Consider the following 8,934-nt stretch of genomic DNA (forward strand, 5'->3'; position numbering starts at 1 on the left):
CGCTGAACGCGTGTGCACTTGCGCGCGCGGCGCCAACCTGCTACGATGGTGCTGCACGACGGCGTGCACGCCCCCGTTCCGGGGCCGCCCCGCCGTGCGCACCGCCTCAATCGCGCCCGACCTTCGCTGCGGGGCCCTCGCCGCCCTGACGCTCCCGGATCAATGCCAGATACCGTCAACAAAGCAGCTTTGCGCATCGTAGAGACGCCGCGCCCCGTCGAACCGGCCGTCGTACGCATCGCCATTCCCGAGCGGGCCGAAACGCCTCCGGCGGAGCGCTACATCATGACGCTCCCCCGCAAGGTGGTGCGCGTCCTCGCCGACTCGGCGGTGGTGGGCTGGGCCGTGCTCGTCTCGGCGTGGCTGCTGGGTGTACGCGCGGAAACGGCGCTCATGGCCACCGGGGTGCTGCTGCTCACCTATCCGCTCGCGTTCTACCTGAGCGGAATGTACGAGATCGACGTGCGCGTCAGCGGGCGCCGTACCCTTCAGCGGCTGGTGATGGCCTCGGTCCTGGTGGCGGGGATCGCCGCGCCCCTGGCGTACCTGCTGGACTCGCTGCGGCTCCCCCATGCCCTGCTGCTGTCGGTGCTGGCCCTGGTGATGCTGGTGCACCCCGTGTGTAACAAGGTGCTGAACTGGGTGATGCACGTGTCGCTGCCCCCGCTGCGGGTGGCCATCGTGGGAAGCGGCGAGGCGGCCGAGGCGCTGGTGCGGGTGATGAAGGGAAGCCGGGCCCACGAGGTGGTGGCGGTGTGCGCCGACGGGGGCACCACCCTTCGCCGGATCGTGGCGTCGCGCCGTTCGGGGGGCGAAGCCCTTCGCGACGGGGTGGAGCAGATCATCGTGGCCGTCACCGGGCCGCTCTCGCAGGCGACGCTCGACGTGCTGCTGGAGGCGCGCACGCACGGGGTTCCCGTCACCGACATCATCCCCCCGTACGAGGCGCTCACCGGACGCGTTCCCGTGAACCACCTCACCAAGGAGTGGGTGGCGTTCGCCTCGGGGTTCCTCCCGCACCGACGGTTCGAGGCCAAGGTCAAGCGGCTGGTCGACATCGGCGCGTCGCTGGCCCTGCTGCTGCTGTTCCTTCCCGTCGGCCTGGTGGTGGCGCTGCTGGTGCGCCTGGACTCGCCGGGGCCGGTGTTCCACCGGCAGAAGCGGGTGGGCGCCAACAGCCGCGTCTTCGAGATCGTAAAGTTCAGGACCATGCGCGCCGACGCCGAGCGGGGCACCGGGGCGGTGTGGGCGGCGCGCAACGACACCCGGATCACCCGATTGGGCAAGTGGCTGCGGCTGTCGCGCCTGGACGAGTTTCCGCAGCTGGTGAACGTGCTGCGGGGCGAGATGAGCCTGGTGGGCCCGCGCCCCGAACGCCCCGAGTTCGTGCGGCTGCTGGCCGAGCGGGTGCCCTACTACGAGCTGCGGCACCTGGTGAAGCCGGGGATCACGGGGTGGGCGCAGGTGTGCTACCCGTACGGCGCCTCGGTCGAGGACGCCCGCGTCAAGCTGGAGTACGACCTGTACTACATCCGCCACCGTACGCCGCTCTTCGACGTGCGGGTGATGGCCAAGACGCTCAGCGTGCTGCTCTTCGCCCAGGGCAGCCGCTAGGCGACGTGCGCGGCGGGGACGAAGGGGCCGGGTGAAGCGAGCTTCACCCGGCCCCTTGCGTTTCGCGGACCGCGCGTTCCGCCGCCCGGGCGATGAACAGCCCCACTGGCAGCAGCAGCGCCCATTCCTTCCCCCGCCGCACCAGCACGCGGGCGGCGCGCTCGGCCCGCGGTGCGTGGCGCCGCAGCCAGGCCAGCGGCGCAAAGGCCGAGGCGATGCCCAGCGTGTGCGCCCCGCTCGCCGACGGCGCTCCCGACCGCGCCGCCACCGCGGCGCTGCCGGCCAGCCAGGCGTATTCCAGCACGGCGCCGCGCAGCCCCCAGCGCGGAAAGGCTTCCGTCATCAGGTAGCTCCCGGCCGCCGTGAGCGCGAAGCCGTCGGCCCCCACCCCGGCGCCGTTCGCGATGGCCACGGCCCGCTCCAGCTGCGCGGTCACCGGCGCCGCCTGCGCCTCGCGGGCCGCCGCCGCGCGCACGGCGTGCAGGTCGCCGGGCGCGCACCGGGCCACCGCGTCCGCGATCAGGAGCAGGTCGCGCAGGCGCCCGCGCCGGTCGGGGTGGTGCACGGCGGAGTGCACCAGCAGGTGGAGCAGGTGGTCGGCGGGGTGAAGCACCCGCAGCGGCGAGTGGGCGACGGGAACGGCGCGGTCCAGCGCGGCGGGCGGGAGGCCGGGGGCGGTGGTGTGGATCTCCACCGGCAGCCCCGCTTCCTGCGTGCGCACCGCCAGCCGGTGCGAGGCGGCCCGGCCCTGCCCCTGGAACCCGGACCGGTCCAGCGCCTCCGCCACCGCACGCGCCGCGGCGGGGGTGCCCAGCACGTCGACGTCCTGCATGGGCACCTGCCGCCCCCCGTACAGCAGCGGCGCCGCCCCCTTCAGCACCACCAGCGACACTCCCGGCCCGCGCACCGCCTGGCCCAGGCGGCGCAGTTCCGCCCGTGCGGAGAGGACGCTGCGGCTTTCGTCCACGGCCTGCGCGCGGATGGCCCGGCTCCCGGCGGGGTCGTCCGCCGCGGCGCCGCGTGCCGCCAGGGCGAGCGCGCACCGCTCCACCCCCAGGAACAGCCCCCATCCCGCCGGGGAAACCGGGGGCGGGGGGAGCGGGGGACCGGGCGAGGAAAGAACTTGCAGCGCCCACTCCCGCAGGTGAAGGGCGCCCAGCACGGGTTCGGAGGTGCGCGGCATGTACGGGGGAGCGCAAAGGGGAACGGCGAGCGCCGGAAAATGGACCGGCGCCCGGGGCCGTGCAAGCCGCCTGCCGCGGACGCCCGGGTTGCCGCACGGCCGGGAGACGCCTATGTTCTCCCGGTTTTTTCACGTTCCGGCCCGCCCCGAGAGCAAGGACGAATGACGCAGGAGCCCGCAGTCGAGCAGCTGATCGCGCGCGGCAGGGACGCGCTGGCGCGCAGCCAGTACCTGTCCGCGCTGGACGACCTGCAGGCCGCCGCCACGCAGCGCCCCGGGTTCGCCGACGTGCAGAACATGCTGGGGCTGTGCCTGTCGATGCTGGGGCGCGCCGACGAGGCCCTGGCCGCCTTCGGGCGCGCCACCGAGCTCAACCCGGGCTACGTCGAAGCGCACGTGAACCAGGCGATCACCCTCAACGACCTGGGCCGGGTGGACGAGGCGCGCGAGTCGTTCCGCCGCGCCGCCGAGGCCGACGAGGCCAAGGGCGGGCGCTTTCCGTCCGCCGCGGCTGCGCGCATCGCCAACCTCCATCGCGAGCTGGGGGACGCGTACGAACAGGCCGGCGCGCCGGAAGAGGCGGTGGCGCAGTACCGCGCCGCCGTGGGGATCCGCCCGCAGTTCCTGGACATCCGCACCCGCCTGGGCCGCACCCTCATCGAGATGGGGAGCCTGGACGAGGCCGCCGCCGAGCTGGAGGCCGTGCTCGACCAGAACCCCGGGTTCGCCCAGGCGCGCGCCAACCTGGGGCTGGCCCGCTTTCGCGCGGGCGACCTGGACGCCGCCGAGCGCGAGTGGCGGCGCTGCCTGCAGCAGCAGCCCGGCAACGCGCAGGTTTCCGCCTACCTGGGCATGCTGGAGCGGCGCCGCGGCGAGGCCCGGTCCGCGTGACCCGCACCCGAGAGAACCTGCGGACGCTCCGCGGGTACATGCAGCCCATGACTTACCAGACACCCATCCGCCGGGCCCTCGTGGCCCTTGCCGCCGCCGCCACCCTGGGGGGCTGCGCCATCTTCCGCACCCCGCCGCCGCTCACCCTGGAGTCGGCGTACGCCCAGGGAATGCGGGCCTACGAGGCCGGCCGCTGGCGCCGCGCCGCCGAGCTCCTCACCCAGTTCGTGACCGCGGCCGGCGCCGACGCGCGGCTCAAGCCCGCGCTGATGGCGCTGGGCCGCAGCCACATGCAGTCGCGGGACTACGTGACCGCCGCCTCCGACTACCTGCGGGTGGCCACCGAGTTTCCCTCGGACCCCGAGGCCATCCAGGCGCGGTTCGGCCTCTGCCAGGCGTACCACAGCCTGTCGCCGCGGGCGCAGCTGGACCAGGAGTACACGGTGGCGGCCATCACCTACTGCGACTCGTACGCCTCGCTGTACCCCGCCACCCCCGACGCCACGCAGGCCCGCGAGTGGATCACGGCCATGCGGCACAAGCTGGCCGAAAAGGCGTACCAGAACGGGTTCTTCTACTTTCGCCGCGGCCTGTACGACGCCTCGCTGGTGTACTTCAACGAGGTGATGGACTCGTACTCCGACACTCCGTCGGCCGCCCCCGCGCTGCTGCGGCTGGTGGAGGCGTACGGCCGCATGGGGTACGACGAGGAAGAAGCCGCCGCCCGGGCGCGGCTGCTGCGCGAGTTCCCGCAGAGCGCCGAGGCCCGCATGCTTCCCGCCGCGGCCCCGGCCGACTCGGCCGACTCGGCCGGGCGCTGACGCGGCCCGTGCGCCTGGGGGTGTACGGCGGCACCTTCGACCCGCCGCACCTGGGGCACCTGGTGGCCGCGTCGGACACGTGCGAGGCGCTGGGGCTGCACCGGGTGCTGTGGGTGCCCTCGGCCGTCCACCCGCTGAAGGCGGGGCGGGTGCGCACCCCGCCGGCGCTGCGGCTGGAGATGGTGCGCGCCGCCATCGCCGGCGACCCGCGCTTCGCCGCCGACGACCTGGAGCTGCGCAGGCAGGGCCCGTCGTACACGGTCGATACGCTGCGGGAGCTGCGCGCGCGCGAGCCCGCCGCCGAGCTGTTCTTCATCACCGGCGCCGACATCCTGGCCGAGCTCCATCGCTGGCGCGAGCCCGACGAGGTGCTTCGCCTGGCCACGCTGGTGGTGGTTTCGCGGGCGGGCGAGGCGCTTTCGCCGTCCGGGGGCGCCGCGGCACGGGCCGTGGAGATCACCCGCGTGGACGTTTCGTCGACGCAGGTCCGCCGCCTAGCCGCGGCGGGCAAGAGCATTCGATACCTGGTTCCCGAGGCCGTGCGCGCCGTCATCGAGCGCGAGCGGCTGTACCGGGACCTTTCCCATTGATCAGGCTGAAGGAACGCAGATGCTGAAGAGCCTCGTACACGCCGTGTTCGGCACGCGCCACACGCGCGAGCTGAAGCGGCTGCGGCCCGTCGTGGAACAGATCAACGCCCATTTCGAGCGGCTGAAAGACGTGTCCGACGACGAGCTGCGCGGGCAGACCGCGCGCTTCCGCGAGCGCATCGCCGAGGCCACGTCGGAGGTGGAGGCCGAGCTGGGCGACCTTCGCGCCCAGCGCCGCCAGTCCGAGGACGCCGCCGAGCGCGAGGCGCTGTCGCAGGCCATCGGCGACGCCGAAAAGCGGCTGAACGCCGAGCTGGAGGCGGTGCTCGACGAGATCCTGCCCGAGGCGTTCGCAACGGTGAAGGCGGCGGCGCACCGGCTGGTGGGCTCCGAGGCGCAGGTGACGGGGCGCACCCTGAGCTGGGACATGGTGCACTACGACGTGCAGCTGATCGGCGGCATGGCGCTTCACCACGGGCGCGTGGCCGAAATGGCCACTGGCGAGGGGAAGACCCTGGTGGCCACCCTGCCGCTGTACCTGAACGCGCTGGCCGGCCGCGGGGCGCACCTGGTGACGGTGAACCCGTACCTGGCGCAGCGCGACAGCGAGTGGATGGGGCACCTGTACGGGTTCCTGGGGCTCACCGTGGGGTGCATCGACCTTCACGAGCCCAACACCCCCGAGCGCCGCGCCGCCTACGGCGCCGACATCACCTACGGCACCAACAACGAGTTCGGCTTCGACTACCTGCGCGACAACATGGTGCACGAGGTGGGGCAGCGCGTGCAGCGCGGCCACCACTACGCCATCGTCGACGAGGTAGACTCGGTGCTGATCGACGAGGCGCGCACCCCGCTGATCATCTCCGGCCCGGTGGGCACGGGGACCAACGCGGCGTACGCCCGCTACAACCCGTCCGTGTCCGACCTGCACCGCCGCCAGACGCGGCTGGTGAACGAGCTGATCGCGCAGGCCGAAAAGGACATCGAAGGGGGCGACACCTACGCCGCGGGCGAAAAGCTCTTCCTGGCCCGCCGCGGCTCGCCGCGGAACAAGCGGCTGCAGAAGATGCTGAACGACGACCCCGGCCTGGTGAAGGTGATCGGCAAGGTCGAGCGCGACTACATGATGGACAAGCGCGTCCACGAGTTGGAGGAGAACCTCCTGTACTCCATGGACGAAAAGGGCCACACCATCCACCTGACGGACCAGGGGCTCGACGTGCTGGCCCCGGACGACCACGACGCCTTCGTGGTCCCCGACATCTCCGAGGCGGTGCACCGGGTGGAGCTGGACGCCTCGCTTTCGCTGGACGAGAAGCGCGACCGCAAGGACGAGCTGGAGCGCGAGTACGCCGACAAGAGCGAGCGCATCCACATCATCCACCAGCTGCTCAAGGCGTACACGCTTTTCAACAAGGACGAGCAGTACGTCATCCAGAACGGCGAGGCGATGATCGTCGACGAGTTCACCGGCCGCATGATGCCCGGCCGGCGCTGGAGCGACGGGCTTCACCAGGCGGTGGAGGCCAAGGAAGGCGTGGCGGTGAAGGCCGAGACGCAGACGCTGGCCACCATCACCATCCAGAACTACTTCCGGATGTACGACAAGCTCGGCGGCATGACGGGCACCGCCGAGACCGAGGAGGGCGAGTTCCACCAGATCTACGGGCTCGACGTGATGGTGATCCCCACCAACCGTCCCGCCCAGCGCCAGGACCGCCACGACCTGGTGTACAAGACCAAGCGCGAAAAGCTGAACGCCATCGTCGAAGAGGTGCGCCGGCTTCACGCGATGGAGCTGCCCGTTCTCGTCGGAACCGTGAGCGTGGACACCTCCGAGACGCTTTCGCGCATGCTGAAGCGCGCGGGGGTGCCGCACGAGGTGCTGAACGCCAAGTACCACCAGCGCGAGGCCGAGATCGTGTCGCTGGCGGGGCAGGCGGGCGCGGTGACCATCGCCACGAACATGGCCGGCCGCGGCACCGACATCAAGCTGGGCGAGGGCGTCACCGCCCCACGCACCATCGCCTGGCTCAAGCAGCGCGGGGCAGACCTCAAGGCGCTCAGCACCTCGCCCGACCCGGCCACGGTGGTGGACCTGACCACGCAGGCCGACGACTTCGAGGTGGAAACGGGCGGGCTGCACATCATCGGCTCCGAGCGGCACGAGTCGCGGCGCATCGACCGGCAGCTGCGCGGACGCGCGGGGCGCCAGGGCGACCCGGGCGCGTCGCAGTTCTTCCTGTCGCTGGAAGACGACCTGATGCGGCTGTTCGGCTCCGACCGCATCGCCTCGATCATGGACCGGCTGGGCGCGGAGGAGGGCGAGGTGATCACCCACCCGTGGATCACCAACTCCATCAGCGGCGCGCAGAAGCGCGTGGAGATGCAGAACTTCGAGGCGCGCAAGCGGCTGCTGGACTACGACGACGTGATGAACCAGCAGCGCGAGGTGATCTACGACCTGCGCACCTTTGCCCTGGAAGGCGGCGAAGAGCTGAAGGGCGAGGTGTGGGAGATGATCGAGCGGGCGCTCCCGGTGGTCGTCGACGAGTACGCCCCCGCCGGCGCGGCCACCGAGGAGTGGGACGTGGCGGGGCTGCGCCAGCGCCTGATGCTGGACTTCATGCTCACGGCCGACCGGCTTCCGGCGAACGAAGGCGATGCGCCGGGCTTCGCGGGGCGCGCGGAGCTGGACGACTACCTGGTGGAGGCGGCGCGGGAGCACTACCACGACAAGCTGGACCGCTTCGGCGAGGCGGCCGACGCGGTGCTGCGCTTCGTAGTGCTCAACACGATCGACGAGAAGTGGAAGGACCACCTGTACGACCTGGACCACCTGAAGGCGTCGATCGGGTTCCGGGGATGGGGGCAGAAGGACCCGCTGCTGGAGTACAAGAAGGAAGCGTACGACATGTTCGAGGACCTGATGACGGACCTCTACCAGTCGGCCGCGCGCTTCGTGTACCGGGCGCAGCTGGCGCCCATGGCGCCGCCCCCGCCGCCGCCGCCGATGACCTTCTCCGGCCCCGCCGCCGACGCGGAGCTGGGCGTGGCCGACGAGGCGCGGGAGCGCGACGAGCAGCCCGCGCCCGCGCCGCCGCCGCCGCCCCGCCGCGCCTCGCTGGGCATCAACCCGTACACCGCGGTTCCGCCGAAGCCACGGGAGATGCACACCAACCGCGAAGAGCCGGGCGCGCCCAAGCCCGCTCCCACCCCCGCGGTAGGGCGGAACGAGCCCTGCCCGTGCGGAAGCGGCAAGAAGTACAAGAACTGCCACGGCAAGGCGTAGGGCAGGGAATCGGGCCACCGAACGGGGGCCCGGAGCGGAATGCTCCGGGCCCCCGTTCGCACTTTCGCACTTTCGCACTCCCGCACTCACGCACTCACGCACCTGCCCGCAGGCGGGAAAAGTGGCTGGTGTGGAAGGCGGGCGGTGATTACATTCGGGATGTGTTCGGGTGGCCGCACGGTGCGGGCGCCTGGCGAAACCCCGGTCCCGGAGCCGCGTGCATGGTCACGATCACGTGTCCCATTCCCCCCGCCTTCGTCAGCATCAAGCACTGGCCGGAGTCCGAAAAGCCGCGCGAGCGGCTGCGGTCGCAGGGGGCCGAGGCGCTGTCTGCCCGCGAGCTGCTGGCGCTGCTCATCGAAACGGGGGAGCCCCCCCGGCGGGGCCGGCCGCCGCGGTCGGCCATGGACCTGGCCGGCGACCTCCTGAACTGGTTCGCGCCCGAAGGCGGCGACGAATCGCTGCGGCGCATCAGCCAGGCGCCGCTCAGCGCGCTCTGCGAGGTGCCGGGCATCGGGCCGGCCAAGGCCGCCAAGATCA

Annotated in this window: 7 protein-coding genes; 6 read left to right on the forward strand and 1 reads right to left on the reverse strand. The window is 72.1% G+C overall.

Going from position 1 to position 8,934, the window contains the following annotated elements:
- Nucleotides 1–162 precede the first annotated feature (162 nt).
- Nucleotides 163–1,614 carry a sugar transferase gene (locus tag VIB55_RS12540; protein WP_331876988.1) on the forward strand — a complete coding sequence of 484 codons (1,452 nt, stop codon included), beginning with the start codon at nucleotides 163–165 and terminating at the stop codon, nucleotides 1,612–1,614.
- 43 nt (nucleotides 1,615–1,657) lie between these two features.
- Here VIB55_RS12540 and VIB55_RS12545 read toward each other — a convergent pair whose 3' ends face one another.
- Nucleotides 1,658–2,797, reverse strand: coding sequence for a nucleotidyltransferase family protein (locus tag VIB55_RS12545; protein ID WP_331876989.1), 1,140 nt, complete (start codon nucleotides 2,795–2,797; stop codon nucleotides 1,658–1,660).
- A 162-nt stretch (nucleotides 2,798–2,959) separates the two neighbouring features.
- Between VIB55_RS12545 and VIB55_RS12550 the strand changes: the two genes are divergently transcribed.
- From VIB55_RS12550 to VIB55_RS12570, 5 genes are all read left to right on the forward strand, one after another.
- A complete protein-coding gene (locus VIB55_RS12550) occupies nucleotides 2,960–3,688 on the forward strand; it encodes a tetratricopeptide repeat protein (protein WP_331876990.1) in 729 nt (242 codons plus the stop codon).
- Nucleotides 3,685–4,509 (forward strand): outer membrane protein assembly factor BamD, encoded by an 825-nt coding sequence (locus VIB55_RS12555; RefSeq protein WP_331876991.1) that lies wholly within the window; start codon nucleotides 3,685–3,687, stop codon nucleotides 4,507–4,509. Before VIB55_RS12550 ends, VIB55_RS12555 begins: the two co-directional genes overlap by 4 nt.
- 8 nt (nucleotides 4,510–4,517) lie before the next feature.
- Nucleotides 4,518–5,099, forward strand: coding sequence for a nicotinate-nucleotide adenylyltransferase (gene nadD, locus VIB55_RS12560; protein WP_331876992.1), 582 nt, complete (start codon nucleotides 4,518–4,520; stop codon nucleotides 5,097–5,099).
- A gap of 19 nt (nucleotides 5,100–5,118) precedes the next feature.
- The gene (secA, locus tag VIB55_RS12565) at nucleotides 5,119–8,394 is read left to right on the forward strand and encodes a preprotein translocase subunit SecA (protein WP_331876993.1); all 3,276 of its coding nucleotides are present in this window, start codon (nucleotides 5,119–5,121) and stop codon (nucleotides 8,392–8,394) included.
- 221 nt (nucleotides 8,395–8,615) lie between these two features.
- Nucleotides 8,616–8,934 (forward strand): UPF0758 domain-containing protein (locus tag VIB55_RS12570; RefSeq protein WP_331876994.1); only part of this gene is annotated, 319 nt, incomplete at its 3' end.

It is taken from the genome of Longimicrobium sp. (assembly GCF_036554565.1).
GTDB lineage: Bacteria > Gemmatimonadota > Gemmatimonadetes > Longimicrobiales > Longimicrobiaceae > Longimicrobium.

What these genes read in the sequence shown, in the direction of transcription:
- VIB55_RS12540 (WP_331876988.1), top strand. Translation starts at nt 163, where the DNA reads ATGCCAGATACCGTCAACAAAGCAGCTTTGCGCATCGTAGAGACGCCG.
- VIB55_RS12545 (WP_331876989.1), bottom strand. Translation starts at nt 2,797, where the DNA reads ATGCCGCGCACCTCCGAACCCGTGCTGGGCGCCCTTCACCTGCGGGAG.
- VIB55_RS12550 (WP_331876990.1), top strand. Translation starts at nt 2,960, where the DNA reads ATGACGCAGGAGCCCGCAGTCGAGCAGCTGATCGCGCGCGGCAGGGAC.
- secA (WP_331876993.1), top strand. Translation starts at nt 5,119, where the DNA reads ATGCTGAAGAGCCTCGTACACGCCGTGTTCGGCACGCGCCACACGCGC.